Here is a 16,007-nt window from a genome sequence, read left to right on the forward strand (position 1 = left end):
GAAAAGAGCCTTCCTCGAAAGAGGAGGCTCTTTTTAGTATGAAAACAAAAATAGTTTATTAAAGCTATATCTGTAAAATAAAATAGTCTGAAAATTCTAATTTAATAATTAATAAAAATATCGATAAAACTGTATATAATGAATAATTTATGAATGTTTTTAGACGGTGATTAATTTTGTAATGAAATCTAATATTCTTTTCGTTCTCAATTAGTGGCATAAAAATTCATATAATATGCAATTTATTAAGGTGAATTGTAAATGAATTATGATGATACTGCGTGTTTAAGCATACTCTATGCATAATTGAGATAATAGTAAATATCCAAAAATTACACTTTTAAATTGAGAAAATTAGATGAATTATGGTAAAATTAAAGATAGATTTTATAAATGAAAGTCTGTGTAGCTTTCATTATTTCCAGACTGAGAGAAGTGTGGAACATATGATTCATATAGTTGAGGGTTAGTAATTTAAAGAAGGAAAATGTATGAATAAGATATTTAAAGTCATTTGGTCTAAGTCTAAACAGTGCTACGTTGTAGTATCTGAAATGGCAAAAAATAAAACAGGGAAAAAGAAAATTGTAGTAGCGAGTATCTTGGCTGCCTTGGCGATGCAGACTGCAAGTGTAATTGATGTTGCAGCGGCAGTGGGCGATCAACCATCTGCAGCTATTGCAAATGGTAGCGTAACTAGTGGTAAAACTAATGGTCTAGCTATTGGTAATTTTGCTAGTTCTGGTAGCAACCAATCCATTGCTATTGGTTATTATAGTGTAGCAACAGCAACAGAAGCAGATCCTGCACTACCTGCTACAGCAGTTGGTGCAGGTGCTAATGCAACAGGTCAATCTACAGTTGCATTGGGGTTATTAGCTCAAGCTACATCGGGAAGTACTACAGCGTTAGGTGCTAAATCCGTTGCGTCCGAGGATGCTGCTGTGGCAGTTGGTTATGGTACTAAGGCAACAGGGAACTATGCTAGTGCTTTAGGTGCTGATGCCACTGCATCTAATAATGATGCCACTGCATTTGGCCATGGTACTGTTGCATCTGGTGGATCCTCTACTGCATTGGGATCTAGGGCAAAGGCTGGTGGAACTGCAGGTGTTGGTATCGGTATGTTAGCCAATGCGACTAATCAGTATGGTGTCGCTATTGGGGGCGAGAGCTCTTCAAGTGCAGATAACAGTATTGCCATCGGTAGAAAAAGTTCTGTCACAGGCGAGAGTGGTATAGCTATCGGTGCTTTTACCACTTCAAAAGGTGCAAATGGTGTTGCTGTTGGTACTAATGGAACTAAGTCTGATTTAGGCGGTGTCGCAGTTGGTCAAGCTGCTCAGTCGATTGCCTTTAACAGTGTTGCTACTGGTATGAATGTAACTGCTAAAGGTGCTAACTCTGTGGCGTTAGGTGCTAGTGCTACAGCCAATGATGATGGAACTATTGCCATTGGTTCATATGGATCTACGCCAACGAAAGCTACAGGCAATAGAGCTCTTGCAATCGGCTCTGCTACGACAGCTAATGGTTTAGAATCAATTGCCATAGGTAGTCGTGTTAATTCCACATCTCAACATTCTATTGCTATTGGTACTAGAGCTAATGCAAGTGCAGTTAAATCTGTTGCTATTGGTCCTGATTCTAGCGTTACCGTTGATGGTGGTGTTGCCTTAGGGCGTGATTCCGTTGCTGATGTAGCAGGCGGTACTGCTAATAAGGGTTATAATCCTAATACAAACCGTACAGATGTTTATTCTGGTTTGAATGGCAATGTACTTACTAGTACAACAGGTGCCGTTTCTATTGGTAATGGTAGTACTGTAACACGTCAACTTACAGGCCTTGCAGCAGGTACAAGAGATACAGATGCAGTTAACGTAGCCCAATTAAAGAGTGTTAACCTTGCATTCTCTGGTAATGTAAATACTGGCAATGTGAATATTGCAAAGAGCACATTAGGCCTTAAGGGCGATAATACATATATTACAACATCTGCCAACGGTCAGAACCTTACAATTTCTGGTAAAACACAAAATATTGATGTCACAAATGGTCAAGCTTCTGCAAATGCTGCAGGCATGGCTGATTCTAGAAATGTAGCAGATGCTATCAATAAAGCTATTTCTGCCAATGCATATCATTGGAAATTAGCGGCAGACAGGGATTCTAGTGCTCCTGAAGTAATCAATAAATCAGATACTGTAATCTTTGGTGGGGACAATAATATTACAGTAACTCGTAGTGGCAAAAAAATTACTACTTCTTTGAATAAGGCGATTACTGTAGATACTGTGAAAGCAAATAATTCCGTTACGGTTTCTTCTGGTGGCAATCAAATTACTCTAGATGGTACAAATGGTTCTGTAAAAGGTAGAAACTTTACTGGCGATTCATTTAAAGCCGGCGATAATGTATTGAGTAATACAACGCTTCAAATTGGTCCGACTACTGGTAGTAATAATGTGACCATAACTCGTGATGGTTTAACTGCAAAAACTGCTACGAAAACTGTTAAGTTTGGTACCGATGCTATTAGTGCAGGGGGACAGCAAATTACCAACGTTTCTAGCGGTGGTAATATAGGTACTAATGCAGCGAACATTACAGATGTAAAGAATGCTGTAGATGCTGTTACATTAAAACTAGATACAAATTCTAAAACGGGTACTGTTAAGCTTAGTGAAAGTCCACTTAAAGTAATCGGTGCTAATGGTATTAGAACTGATTTAGTTGGTACAAATAATGGTAGTCTTGTTGTTGGTTTAGACAATAATACGGTAAATGCTACGACTAAAGGTATTGGTTTAACAGGTGATACAGGATCTACAGGTCTTAAGTATCTTAAAGACGGTGATGCAACCTTTAAAGTGGCTGGTGATGGCGATTTAGTTACTACTAAGGCTTCTGCTACAGGTGTACAAGTAGCTGTTGATTCTGCTAAAGTAAAAGATTTAGCTGTAGGCGCAGTAACTGTTAGCAAGGCTAATACAACAGATAATCCTATTACAATTACACCAACAGCAGGTACAAATACTAAGGACTATGCAATTGGTATTGATACAACAAAATTAGCTAATCAAACACAATTAACATACAAAGCTAATGGTGCTAATGCAAACAAAGTGTCCTTGGCAAATGGTTTAAACTTTACAGATGGTACTTTTACAAAAGCAACTGTAGGTACAAATGGTACTGTAACTATTTCTACTGCCACAGAAACTATTACTAATGACGCTGATGGTAAAGCTAAAGTAAATAGCCCTACAGATGGTTTAGCGACTGCTAAAAATGTAGCAGATTCTATAAATAAAGCTGTAGATGGCTTGTCTCAAAATCTTACTGTTTCTGATGGTGCTACAGATGGTACTGTAAATCTTAAAAATCAAAAACTTACTATTTCCGGAACGAATGGTGTAACTACAACTGTAAATGGCCAAACTGTTACAGTAGGTCTTGATGCAACTACAAAAACTAAAGTAGATAATGCGTCCATAGCAGTAGCTCGTAACATCTCTCTTGGTGCAGATAGCGGCACAGCATCTAGCCAATCCTTAAAAGATGGTGATGTGGCATTCAATGTGAAAGGTGCGACAGGTGACTTAGTATCTACGAAGATGAATGGTAACACTGTTGAAATTTCCACTAAACGTGCGGCAATTACTAGTGATGCTAATACAGGCGCAGCATCTGTAACAGGCGATGATGGCTTAGCAACATCTAAAAATGTAGCCGATGCTATCAATAAAGCAGCTGATGCAGCTAAAGCTGGTGCGGCATGGAATCTTACAACAAATTCCAGCACAACTGATAAAACGACTGTACAAGGTGGGGACACAGTAGATCTTATCAATGGTGATAATATTTTAATCACTCAAGATGGTACAGATAAAAAGAAAATTACTGTAGCCACAAAGAAAGATCTTACAGTAGATTCTATTACTGCAGGTAACACAGTAATCAATACATCTGGCTTAACAAATGGTACTACTGCAATCACAGGTACTGGTATCACAACAGATAAAGTAACTGTAGGTGGCATCTCCATTGATAAAACTGATGGTATCAACGGTGGTAACAAGACAATTACTAATGTTGCTAGTGGTGGTACAACTGATTCCAATGCAGCAAATATTGGTGATGTTAAGCAAGCTGTTGCTAACTTGTCTCAAAACTTAAATATTACAGATGGTACAAATAACGGTACTATTGATCTTAAAAACCAAAAACTTAATGTGGCTGGTACAAATGGTGTGACAGCCACTGTAAATGGTCAAACTGTTACAGTTGGTTTAGATGCAGATACTAAAACTAAAGTAGATAACTCTTCCGTTGCAGTTGCTCGTAATATTTCTCTTGGTGCAGATAGCGGCACAGCATCTAGTCAATCCTTAAAAGATGGCGATGTAGCATTTAATGTAAAAGGTGCGACTGGTGACTTCATTTCTACGAAGATGAATGGCGACACTGTAGAAGTTTCCACAAAACGTTCTACTATCAATAGTGACGCTGCGGGTACTGCCTCTGTTACAGGTGATGATGGTTTAGCAACTGCTAAGAACGTGGCCGATGCTATTAACAAAGCGGCTAGCCAAGCTAAAGATGGTGCAGCATGGAAACTATCTGCTAATGGTGATACACCGACTACTGTAGCCGGCGGAGATACTGTAGACTTTACTGGTGATAACAATATTACAGTTACACAAACTGGCAAAAATATCGCTACCACATTAAATAAAGATCTTAAGAAATTAAACTCTATTTCTCTTGAAAATGGTGTGGGTGAGACAATCAAGTTTGATGCAATTAATGCTAGCGGTAAGTTTGGTGATCCAGCTGTAGGTAATTATACACAAATTGACCGTGATGGTATTAGAATCAATAATGGTATTGATGTAAATCAACCGAATACAGCAAATACTTATTTAGACGTTGGTACTTTATCTTTACAAGCCGGACCTAATAGCAGCTCTCTTGATTCTAAAAATCTCATGTTTAATGATGAAGATGGGAATTTTGCTCAAGGTAGTGCTCAAGGCATGGCATTCCAATCTGCAGCAGGTAAAGAAGTTCAATTTACCCTTGATGAAATCAATGCTGGTGGCAACAAAATTAAAGAGGTTGCAGAAGGTACTGATGATACTGATGCAGTAAATGTAAAACAGTTGAAAGATACTGTAGCAAGCCAAACCTTAACATACCGTGCTAATAGTGCGGCAGATACAGATGCTAAGTCCGTTAAATTGTCTAAAGGCTTAGACTTTGTAGATGGCACAATGACAAAAGCTACTGTAGATAATGATGGTAAGGTAACATTTGATATTAACGATGATACTAAGACCAAGATCAATGATGCTACAGCGGCTGTTAGTCGTAAGGTTTCTCTTGGCGCAGATAGTGGCACAACATCTAGCCAATCTTTAAAAGATGGTGATGTAGCATTCAATGTAAAAGGTGCTACTGGTGATTTCATTTCTACGAAGATGAATGGCGATACTGTAGAGGTGTCTACAAAACGTGCTACTATTGATAGCAATGCCACTACAGGTGCAGCATCTGTAACAGGTGATGATGGCTTAGCAACAGCTAAAAATGTAGCAGATGCTATTAATAAGGCTGCTAAAGCAAGCACTGATGCTATTAACTTGAAATTTGCTGGCGATACTAATACATCTGCCGGTGTCGTAAATCTTAAAGATGATACATTGGGCATCAAAGGTGACGGTAAATACGTAACAACTGATGCAGATGGTAAAAACTTAACTGTAAAAGTATCTGAAGCAGAGGTTAAGAAATCTGCGGTAAGTGCAGTTACAGTAAGTACTGATACAACTGATGCGGATAATCCGTTGACTGTTACAGGAACACCAAGTGCAGATGGCACAACTAAGGATTACAAGGTAACTATTGATGGCGCTAAAGTTGCGACTAAGACTAAATTGTCTTATAAAGCAAATGATGGTACAGCTAAACAAGTATCCTTGGCTGATGGCTTGAACTTTAAAGATGGCACGTTAACAACTGCTACTATCGATGATGCAGGCGTTGTTAAATATGATGTAAAAACAGCGGCTATTACAGCTGGTACAGATGGCACTATTACAGGCCCTGCTACTGATGGTGTGGCAACAGCTAAGAATGTAGCAGATGCTATTAATGCAGCTAAAAAAGCATCTAAAACAGAAATTACTGCTAATGATGATGAAGCGGCTAACGCAACAACTGGCAATGTAAAATTAACGTCTACAACGGCTACAGATGGTCATACAATTTACAATGTAAAACTTAATGATACATTGACATTTGGTACTGGTGCTAATGCCATTGTTATTGATGGTACAGCGGGTAAGGCTACTATTGGTAGTGCAGCTATCGATGGTGTAAATAATACAATTACAACAGGTGGTAATAAGGGGGTAACGTTAGATGGTACTACTGGTACTATTACAGGTAAAGCTGCTAATATTGGTGGCGTTACAGTAGATGGTACAAATAACCATGTAACAGGTCTCGCTAATACGACTTGGGATGGTAATGCTGTATCTGGCCGTGCTGCTACCGAGGATCAATTGAAAGTAGTAGCTGATGCTGCAGCTAACCAAACATGGCAAATTACAGCCGACAAAGATGCTGCTACATCTGGTAAACAAACTGGTACTAAGACAGATGCAAAAGTAGGTAAAGACGCAAAGGTTACTATGATTGCAGGTGAAAACATCACGATCAACCAAAATGAGCGTGACTTCACATATTCCTTGAATAAAGACCTTGTGAATATGAACTCTGCAAGCTTCAATGGTACTGGTAATAACACAACTGTTATCAATGGTGATTCCATTACACAAACTGCGGGTACTCAAACCAATACATCTACTGCAGCTGGTAATACAGTAACAGATGGTACTAAGTCTACCGCAACAACTGCAGATGGTACTAAGATTACGGATGGTGCAAAAACAAACACTTCTACAGCAGATAGCACAGTTATCGATGATGGCAATGGTAATAACACAGCTCTTACTAAAGATGGTGTAACTATTACTGCAGCTGGTAAGAATCCTGTATCCTTAACTAAAGATGGCCTCGATAATGGTGGTAATAAAATTTCTAAGATTGCAGATGGTACAGATGATACAGATGCTGTCAATGTTCGTCAATTAGAGGCTAAGTCTAAGGCGTCTAAAACAGAATTGACTGCTAATGGTGGTGAAAGTGCTGGTAGTACTACAGGCAATATTGTATTGACTAAAACAACTGCCGCTGATGGACATATTATTTACGATAACAAGTTGAATGATAAGGTTACATTAGGCACAGATCCAAGTAAGTCAGTTACTGTAGATGGTACAACTGGTACGATTAAGGCTGGTGATGGTGCTAATGCGGTTGCTATCGATGGCAAAAATGGTTCTGTAAAAGCTGGCGATAAGATTGCTCTTGATGGTAAGGATGGCAAGGCTACAATTGGTACTGTAGGTATCGATGGTAAAGATGGCATTATTACTACAGGTGGTAATAATCCTGTTGCTGTAAATGGCAAAGATGGTGTTGTTACAGGATTAACTAACAAAACTTGGGATCCAAATAATATTGCATCTGGCCGTGCTGCTACGGAAGATCAAGTTAAATCCGCCGTTGAAAATGCTGGATGGAATGCAACTATTGGTACAGAAGGCTCTGGTATTAACAGCACACCAACTGCAACAGCTGAAAAAGTAAAAACTGATGAAACAGTTACTTTCAAAGCGGGCAATAATATGATGGTTAGCCAAGCTGGTAAAACAATTAGTTATGCAGTAAACCCTGAACTGAAGGATATGAAGTCTGCTACATTTAAAGATGCAGCAGGTAACACAACTGTTACAGATGGTAATGGCATAACAATTACACCAGGCAGTGCAAACCCTAATAATCCTAATGCAGGCACTATTTCCTTGACTAAGGATGGTCTCAATAATGGTAATAACCAACTTAAAGGGATTGCACCTGGTACAGATGATACTGATGCTGTTAATGTTAGTCAGTTGAAAGCATCTAATGCTAGAATCGGCGATGCTATTGGTCAAGTAGCAGGTGAGGTACAACGCGTAGGTGCGCATGCAGCAGCAATGGCAGCGTTGAAACCAATTCAATATGACCCATTGGAACCAACTCAAGTGATGGCTGGCGTAGGTAATTATCGTGGTGAAACAGCAGCGGCCTTAGGTCTTGCACATTATACAAACGAAGATACAATGTTCAATGTTGGCGTATCTCTCGGTGCAAACCGTAATATGGTAAATGCTGGTGTAACTCACAAATTTGGCTCTAGCCCAGAAAAGAAAAATATTCCTGATCGTTACAAAGCAGGCCCTATTAGCTCTGTGTATGTAATGCAAGATGAAGTATCTAGTCTCAAAAAAGAAAATAGTGAACAAAAAACTGTTATCGCAGATCAAGCGGCTCGTCTCAATACGTTGGAAGCTGAAAATGAGCGTCAACGTCAAGAACTAGCTGAAACTAAACAAGGCTTAGAAGACTTGCGTGCAGCAGTTAGTCAATTGTTGGCATCCAAAGGTTAATAATTGATAATTAATTTCGTATGATAGACTGATATAATATTTTCTGAAAATTAAAAGAACCTCTTATATGTTGGAATACTTGGTAGGGTATATTCAGACGCTATAAGAGGTTCTTTTGCAATTTTGATATAGATTATTAAATATAATTATAATATATGAATGACTTTTCATATATTCTTGTGATATAATACAGAAGATATTGGGGCTAATAGATAGCTCAATCTTATACGATCTTGCATGAATAGGAGTTACTATGTTAGACCGCATACAACGATGGTTGTCCATTGATGCAATGTTGCCCGCTACAGAACGATTAGGTCCTGTAGGTACAACAAAGCAGATGTATGGCAATTATTTGAAAATAGCTTGGCCTGCTACATTACAAGGTTTGATGCTGCAGTTTATGACAGCTATTGATTTAGCCATGGTAGGGGCCCTCGGTGCCTCCGCACTTGCCTCAGTTGGTATTATGGGGCAGCCAGAGATGGTGATGCTCATATTCTGTCGTGCCTTGTCGATTGCGGTAACGGCTATTATAGCTCGCCGCCACGGTGAAAGTGAAGTTGATGGTATGAATGCCGTTCTTAAGCAATCCATACTCTTGAATTTCTTGATTTATGTACCTTTACTGGCAATATGTTTCTTTAACTTAGAGCATATCTTACGCTTTACAGGTGCCGAAGACGGTTATATAGAAACGGCTGTTTGGTATGGCCGTTTTATTGTCATTAGTCTAATATTCCAATCTTTTAGTCAAATTGTAGGGGCCGCCCTTATTGGGTATGGCAATACCAAGGTTATTTTTAAGTCCAATGTAGTAGGTAATATTTTAAATACTATAATGAACTTCTTCTTGATTTATGGTATTGGTTTCTTTCCTGAACTCGGTGTTATGGGCGCAGGTGTTTCGACAATGATTAGTAGTGCCGTTATTGCTCTATTATTACTGCGTACGATTTCACAACATACTACAACGGGATTAACCTTGCGACATCCTTCAAAGTGGAAGTTTGAACGAACCGTTTTGCACACTATGTTCCACGTAGGTGGTAGCTCATTAGGGGAACAGTTTTTTGAACGATTTGGTATGTATACGTACACAATGATCGTTGCATCCTTAGGGGCGGTACCATTAGCAGCACACTATGTATGTATGAACTTAATGGATATATTCTATTACTTTGCTATGGGACTTGGCTTTGCAGGGGCCTCTCATACGGGGCAAAACCTTGGACATAAACGTCCAGATATTGCACGTGTCTATGGTAAAATCGGTGCCCGAATCGGACTGGTCGTGGGCCTTGTAAGTGCACTCATATTTATTGGTCCTGGTGATTTATTGGTACAGTTATATACACGTGAAAGTGAAGTCGTTACGTTAGCTGGTGCCTTAATGGGGCTTATGGCCATTGCGGCCTTTCCTCAAGCTTTACAGCAAGTATACTCCGGTGTACTAAAAGGAGCGGGGGATACATATTATATTATGAAATATTCCCTTGTTAGTGTAGCTATTATACGACCTATTATTACGTATCTATTGTGTATTACATTTGGCTTAGGCCTTTTAGGCGCATGGTTATCGTTGTGCTTCGATCAGTCTTTACGATTATGTTGTTCCTATTTCCGATTTGTTCGAGGTACATGGCAGCATAAAATTGTTTAATCTTACTGATTAGTATTTAAAATATTAATTTTGAATATCATTTATGCGATAGATTTTCATATAAAATCTAAAGTTTAAATTATTCGATGTATAGCTTTAATATAGATAGAATCTACAATATTTTATTAAGGATTACTAGCTATATTGAAAAAAATAGAATAATTTATGAAAAGTTTATGAAAAACTTCTTGCCTATTCAATTTGTTTGATGTACAATACGAAATGTGGAAAAAATGACACATTGGGGAATGTGTTATCGGACCTGAAATCCATGATTTCGTGTATATATGTAAGGGATATATATAAGAAACAAGTAAAAACCGCCTTAGTTTTACTAAGGCGGTTTTTACTTTTATAAATGGTTTTGTTCAAGCCAAGCAATACATGCTGCTTTTCCTGCAGCTGGTAATTCTTGGCGTAGCTGCTTAGCCTCTTCTCTGAGTCTAGAAATATCGATACCTGCGTTAGAAAGCTCTGCACAATGGCCCACAAGCCAACTTTCAATGAATGCAGGATCAGCCTCCATATGAAATTGAAGGCCTAGAATGTGAGTGCCTACGGAGAATGCTTGATTTGGGCATAGTTCTGTTTTAGCAAGTCTCACAGCACCTTTAGGGATTTCAAATTCATCGCCATGCCAGTGAAGAACCGGTACATTGCCTAGTAATGCCAATGGGGAGGAGGCGCCTTCAGTAGTGTATTCTATTGGACCAAAGCCAATTTCTTTTTTCCCATGCTTCATAGGACCTACGTGACCTCCCATAATACGGGATATGAGTTGGGCACCTAAACAGATGCCAAGTAATGGCTTTTTACTATTTATACGATCTGTAATAAATTTGATTTCATCAGTTAAGAATGGGTAGAGCTGTTCGTCATATGCGCCAATCGGGGCTCCACAGACGATGACTAAATCAGCTTCTGTCGCATCATAGTGTTCAAAATTGACAAGGGGCGCTTCAATGTATGTTAGCTCAAATCCTCGATCTATTAAGACGGACTCTAAAATACCGGCATTTTCAAAGTTAATATGACGTACAATATAAGCTGTTTTACTCATGGTTCCTCCTATATAGCTCCTTATAACTATATATACTTCTATATAACTGTACATACTTCTATAACTGCACATACAATAGTAATTTCTACAAAATATAATAACAGTATAGCATATTCTATAGAATTTAATGTGTGAGAAACGTCATGATATATAATTAGGGGATACAGAATAATATTTTGTAAAATTATATCGAAAAAAAGTCGTTGATATAATTTAGAAAATATTTATACTAATGAGAGTAACATGAATACCCTTAAGAGAGGGAACGCATGCCTTTTGAGTTCATGAAGGTATCCATCGGCGTATGGCTCTTCATCGTTGCTCCTTTAGTAGGTGGTGCGATTGCAGCCGTATTCCATCGTGCATGGTTCTCTGTAAAAGAAGACTAATTTAATATAAAACTAATTTAAAAGGAAACGCCTACATTATATACTGTAGGCGTTTTCCTTTATCCTGTTAATCTTAAAGATACTTTAATATAAATCTAAGATATATCTTAAAAGGATAAAGCATAAATTTATCTATCATATGATTAGACATAGTATATTCCTAGAATATAACGATAGTAGTGGTTATGAAGTTAAAATATATAACATCTACATATAGATATATTTCGAAATTCTCATGGTAAATTCATAAAAGATATTGAAATTTATCGAAAAGTTGTGTAAAATGAAAGTATATTATTACCAAGGCCCTGTGTATTGTTATGGGCTTTTATTGGAGGGAATTATAATGAACAAAAGATTATTAGCTTTATTGGCAGTTGCTGCTGTAGGCGTATCCGTAGCTGGCGCAACTCCACAAACTCAATTCAACAAAGGCGAATTCCAAGTTGATCTTGGTGCAGCTCATTCTAAAGCAAAAACTGAACATTTCAATGCTGATGCAAAATGGAACTTTGATGGTGGTTTGACATACGCTTTGTCTGACAAAACTGCTGTTCAATATGCTTACCATGGTTTGAACGACAAATTGGGTGGCATTGGCTATAGCGACAAAATGCACGAAGTAAACTTGGTTCAATCCTTGAACAAAAACTTCGCTGTATATGGTGGCTATGCTCATATTTCTGGTGATGACTTCGCTAAAGCTAATAACATTGCACAAGCAGGTGTAATTGGTAAAGCTAACCTTGGCTCTAAAGTAGAAGTGTATGGTAAAGCTGGTGTAGGTACTAAGAAAACTTCCACTTGGGAAGCTGGTTTAGGCTACAAAGTGAACGAAGACTTGGATATCAACGCTGGTTACCGTTATATCAACACAAAACATGCAGATAAGGAAAATATCTCCTTCCAAGGTCCTGTAGTTGGCTTGTCCTATCGCTTCGGTGGTCACAAAACAGTAGCTCCTGTAGCAACTCCAGCTCCAGCTCCTGTATACACTTCAGCTCCAGCTCCTGTAGTAGAAGCTCCTGTATACAAAACTCCTAAATTGGATTACTATGTACAATCCATCTACTTCGATTCCGACCAAGATGTAGCTCGTGCAGACCAATATCCAAACTTGACAGCTGCTGTAAACGCTGCTAACCAATACTCTCAAGATCAAATCAAATTGTTGGGTAATGCTGATACTGATGCAACTCCTCAATACAATGTTGGCTTGTCCGAACGCCGCGTACAATACGTAGCTCAATACTTAGTAAACAACGGCGTATCTGCTGATCGTTTCATCGGTATCGCTAATGGCGACACTAAACCAGTAGCAACTAACTCTACTGCAGCAGGTAAAGCTGAAAACCGTCGTGTAGACGTTTACATTCACCGCTAATCTTCAATCTAATTTAGATTAGACATATAATAAGTCCACCTTCTATCATGCTCTCGTGTTCATCGGGGGACCGAGCATGTGATAAGGTGGACTTTTGTGTTATACTAAACTTGCATACAATCGTAGGTCATACAATGTTCATTAAGTTTTGGTAATGTATGCATTGTGAGTATAGTAAAGTAGGTTATATATGAAACGATTTAAATATTACAAACCGCTTATAGGGGCCATTATATTGGCTGGCGTTATGATCATGATGGCGCTCCGTATTAGCGATATAGCCAATGCTATTGATGCCATTGTTACTGCTTTTGTTCCACTTATAGTAGGTGCTTGTATCGCATTTGTCCTCGATATTCTCGTTGTGCGTTATGAACGCTGGCTGTGGCCTAAGAGTAAAACTGGTTGGAAAGATAAAATTAGACGACCTTTAAGTCTTGTATTATCCTTTGTTACTATCAGTGCTATCGTGTATTTCATTGCTCGCATGGCGATTCCACAATTGATTCATTCCATGTCGATTATCGTAGCTTCTTCGCCACAGTTGTATACAGATTTCCAAACATGGATGCAACACTTTACAGAAACCATTCCAATGGCCTCCAATCAAACTCTTATGGATACCTTGAGTGGTGAAAGTGTTGTTAAATATACTCGCGAGTGGGGCACAAAGGGTGGTACATACCTAGTTAATGCGATGGGGACAGCCTTATCTTGGACTTTGAATATAGGTTTAGGTTTAATCTTTGCCATTTATATGTTGCTCGATAAAGAGCGACTTATGATGCAAGGTAAACGAATCCTAAAAGCCTATGCATCTGATGAGTGGGTTAACCGTGTTAGTTATGTGACACGCGTAGCTGTTCAAACTTTTAGTAACTTCTTTGTAGGCCAGTTTATAGATGCCTTGATTTTAGGTATTATGGTGGGCATTTCATTGTGGGCATTTAACATCGAATATGCTACTACGATTGCCTGTGTTATTGGTCTTACTGCATTAGTTCCATTGTTAGGTATTTATGTAGGGGGCGTTATAGGCGCAGTTATCTTACTTACTGTTAGTCCTATGGATGCATTAATCTATGTGATTATATTAGAGGTTCTTCATCAAATTGAAAGTAACTTTATTTATCCCAAGATTGTAGGTAATTCCGTTGGCTTACCTGGTTTGTGGGTGTTTGCGGCCGTTATCGTAGGTGGTAGTTTAATGGGGGTCACTGGTATGTTGATTGGCGTACCTTTGGTGGCAACATGTTACAAATTGCTTATGACTGATGTAAACGATCGACTTGCATCGAATGAAGGTTTATAGTATATTGTCTAAATAATATATCTATTTATGTATGTTTTGTGTGCTGTTGCGTATAGCACAAAATTATAGTAATTCTAGTATACGGATGGCTTTTACCATAGGTGAAAGCATTGTATATAGTAGGAGGATATGTAATGAATAAAAAGTTGATTTCTATGGCATTAACTGGTGTATTGGCAGTTGGCGTATTGTCCGTTGCTACACCTAGTGTGGCAGATGCACGTAAAACAAAACCAGAAACAAGTACTGATATTTCTGTACAACGTGCACCAGGGGAATCCATGGTTATGACTATGAGTAAAATTGGTACTATTTTCCAAAACCGTTTTCCTAATGCAGCACTTCATTCTGTAGAGCTTAACTCTAATGATTTGAACTATGGTTACAAAGTAGTAGGCTATAGTAAATATCATCAATATAAGATGAAAATCGACGTTATCACTGGTAATACTTCTGATATGGATGAAGGTGGCAAACCTAAGAAAGTTATCGGTGAAATCTTCAATAAAGATAAAGTCATCGAAGCAGCTCAAGCTGAGCGCGTTGCAAAACAACAACTTGGTGCTGATGCAGTTGTAAAAGGCTGGAAAATCGAAGCTCATGAAGGTAAGATTTTATACTATATGACAATGCATCAAGACGGCAAAAAGACTGTAGTTACTGTAGATGCTGAAACAGGTGCTTATGTAGGTCAAACTAAATCCAGTAAATTACCTCCTGAACCAGATCAAGGCTTCGATGGTCGCAGAACAAATATTATTTGGGATAACACCATTGATATGGGTCGTTAATCTATTTAGCGATATTATAAATAAAGAGCTGAAGATAAAATCTTCAGCTCTTTTATGGGTTATAGGACAAAACGTGTTGGTACTTTAATCCCAATCATTGAAAGATAATTTGTCATAGTTATGCAAATCACCCCAAGAAATGGCATCCCCCCAAGTTGGAATTATGCCTTGAAGTTGGGCTCTTTCATTCATAGAACTATATATTTTAGAAATACTTGCATCAGTTGGCATTACCTTAAGTATTTCTTTTGCAGAAAGCGGTCTTGGTGAGTGTAAATAACACCACCAAAAGACCGCTTTTATACGTTTTTCTACAGACATTCCTCGATGGTAGCGCAATAAACGTCTGAGTTGTGCGTTTACTCCGCCTTCAATAGGGTTATTAGTCCTCGGACATTCTTTATCCAACACCAATGTTTCATCTAAATATCGAAACATTGTCTCTGTATTAATTAATACCACTAGAGAGTTATAGGCTTTTAGTAATCGTTCATGCGTAGCTCTTAAATTATCATTACTATCACGTGTCATTTCACTTAGAAACTCTTTAAAAGTCACTCTCCAATTAAATAATCGTTGAATCCATATTTTTGCATCTTCCTGTGTTTTTACGTTATATAAATCGCTTGCTAAATCTTTTAACATAATACCTGCTAATGTCTTAGGCCGCCTAGTAGTGTAACGATGTACTTGCCATACGGCATGAACAATACAACGTTGAAGCTTGGCGGTACGCCAAACTTTTTTTAATGCTTTTCTAAGACCAGGTCCACCATCAGAAACGACCACAATGGGGGTCGCTATTCGCTGCATAAGAGCTTGCCATGAGCGAGACTGTTCTGAC

General features: G+C 38.4%; 7 protein-coding genes. 5 read left to right on the top strand and 2 right to left on the bottom strand.

The window, feature by feature from the left end:
* The first annotated feature begins 491 nt into the window (after nt 1-491).
* Nucleotides 492-8,564 carry an ESPR-type extended signal peptide-containing protein gene (locus MOQ65_RS08565; RefSeq protein ID WP_257847292.1) on the top strand — a complete coding sequence of 2,691 codons (8,073 nt, stop codon included), beginning with the start codon at nt 492-494 and terminating at the stop codon, nt 8,562-8,564.
* A 253-nt stretch (nt 8,565-8,817) separates the two neighbouring features.
* Nucleotides 8,818-10,227, top strand: coding sequence for an MATE family efflux transporter (locus MOQ65_RS08570; protein ID WP_257847293.1), 1,410 nt, complete (start codon nt 8,818-8,820; stop codon nt 10,225-10,227).
* A gap of 352 nt (nt 10,228-10,579) precedes the next feature.
* Here the strand turns inward: MOQ65_RS08570 and MOQ65_RS08575 are convergent, their stop codons facing one another.
* Complete coding sequence (locus MOQ65_RS08575) at nt 10,580-11,287, bottom strand: glutamine amidotransferase (RefSeq protein WP_257847294.1); 708 nt, start codon at nt 11,285-11,287, stop codon at nt 10,580-10,582.
* Between the two features lie 735 nt (nt 11,288-12,022).
* Between MOQ65_RS08575 and MOQ65_RS08580 the strand changes: the two genes are divergently transcribed.
* The 3 genes from MOQ65_RS08580 (at nt 12,023) to MOQ65_RS08590 (ending at nt 15,163) form a co-directional block, all read left to right on the top strand.
* Nucleotides 12,023-13,060, top strand: coding sequence for an OmpA family protein (locus MOQ65_RS08580; protein ID WP_257847295.1), 1,038 nt, complete (start codon nt 12,023-12,025; stop codon nt 13,058-13,060).
* Nucleotides 13,061-13,250: 190 nt separating this feature from the next.
* A complete protein-coding gene (locus MOQ65_RS08585) occupies nt 13,251-14,372 on the top strand; it encodes an AI-2E family transporter (protein WP_257847296.1) in 1,122 nt (373 codons plus the stop codon).
* 134 nt (nt 14,373-14,506) lie between these two features.
* Nucleotides 14,507-15,163, top strand: coding sequence for a peptidase (locus MOQ65_RS08590; RefSeq protein ID WP_257847297.1), 657 nt, complete (start codon nt 14,507-14,509; stop codon nt 15,161-15,163).
* A gap of 84 nt (nt 15,164-15,247) precedes the next feature.
* On the opposite strand, the gene MOQ65_RS08595 is transcribed toward MOQ65_RS08590, so the two are convergent.
* On the bottom strand, nt 15,248-16,007 hold a 760-nt coding region (locus MOQ65_RS08595; RefSeq protein WP_257847298.1), incomplete at its 5' end, for an IS256-like element ISVat2 family transposase.

The organism is Veillonella faecalis, assembly GCF_024677885.1.
GTDB classification, from domain to species: domain Bacteria; phylum Bacillota; class Negativicutes; order Veillonellales; family Veillonellaceae; genus Veillonella; species Veillonella nakazawae.